Source organism: Geomonas sp. Red32 (genome assembly GCF_023652955.1).
Lineage (GTDB): Bacteria > Desulfobacterota > Desulfuromonadia > Geobacterales > Geobacteraceae > Geomonas.
Map to the genome: position 1 here is coordinate 1 of NZ_JAKLOY010000020.1, position 1,253 is coordinate 1,253.

Here is a 1,253-nt window from a genome sequence, read left to right on the forward strand (position 1 = left end):
TGATCTTGCCCGCCATTGACGGACGCCTTGTTAAGCGAGTAAAGTTCGCGACAGAGGTGATCCGTGAAGAAAGCAGAAGCACAAAAGAAGACTCGCAACCGTTACTCTCCGCAGTTCAAGGATGAAGCTCTCGCACTCGCTGAGAGAGTTGGAGTAACTGGCGCAGCAAAACAACTCGGGCTCAATGAAAACCAGCTCTACAACTGGCGGGGCAAAAAACGCCGAGTGCAAGCTCAGAGCGAAACTGAGCAGGAACTGGCGACGGAGAATGCCCGCCTGAAGCGTCAACTGGCTGAGCAGGCTGAGGAACTGGCGATCCTAAAAAAGGCGGCGGCGTACTTCGCGAAGAGCCTGAAGTGAAATACGCCTTTATCGACCAACATTCAGGCACTTTCCGCATTACGTCCATGTGCAAGGCCCTGGGAGTCTCTCGCGGTGGTTACTACGGCTGGGTTCTTCGTCAGGACCAACCATCGCCGCGGCAGCGGCGGCAAGCTCTCTTGGATCAGCAGGTGAAGGATGCCTTTGAAGCACGGAAAAGGCGCTGTGGTTCGCCTATGCTCACGGTTGATCTGCAGGAACAGGGACTTCCGTACGACCGCAAGACCATCGCCGAGAGCATGAAACGCCAAGGATTGCGCGCCAAAGCCGCGAGGAAGTTCAAAGCAACCACGAATTCCGACCATAATCTGCCGGTGGCCCCCAACCTTCTCCAGCAGGATTTCAACGCCGTGTCTGCAAACCAGAAATGGGTCGGCGACATTACCTATCTGTGGACCGAGGAGGGCTGGCTCTATCTCGCCGTCGTCATCGATCTCTTTTCTCGCCTTGTGGTGGGCTGGGCCATGGCAGATCGCATGGGCACTGAATTAGCCTGCGAAGCCCTCCAAATGGCACTGTGGCGCCGCCACATGCCAAAGGATGTCATTGTCCATACCGACCGTGGCAGCCAGTACTGTTCCATGAAATACCGCGCCCTTTTGACGCAGCACGATCTGATCTGCAGCATGAGCGGTAAAGGCAATTGCTACGACAATGCGTGCGCAGAAAGCTTCTTCCACACCATGAAGGTGGAAGTCATCCACGGAGAGCACTTTGTGACCCGGGAGCAAATGCGCAGAGTCGTTTTTGAATACATCGAGGTTGACTACAACCGTAACCGCCGTCATAGCGCCAATGGCAACATCAGCCCGGCAGCGTTTGAGGCCAGACAAGCCGCTTAATTTCGTGTCCGTTATTGCTGGGCAAGATCA

The 1,253-nt window shown here is 55.3% G+C and carries 1 protein-coding gene; it reads left to right on the forward strand.

The features are described 5' to 3' along the window. The first annotated feature begins 63 nt into the window (after window positions 1-63). Window positions 64-1,223 (forward strand): IS3 family transposase gene (locus tag L4X63_RS23540; protein WP_502799946.1). Its coding sequence is split into 2 segments (ribosomal slippage): window positions 64-322 and window positions 322-1,223, totalling 1,161 coding nucleotides; the frame shifts between segments, so codons are not numbered across the junction. Window positions 1,224-1,253: the final 30 nt, after the last annotated feature.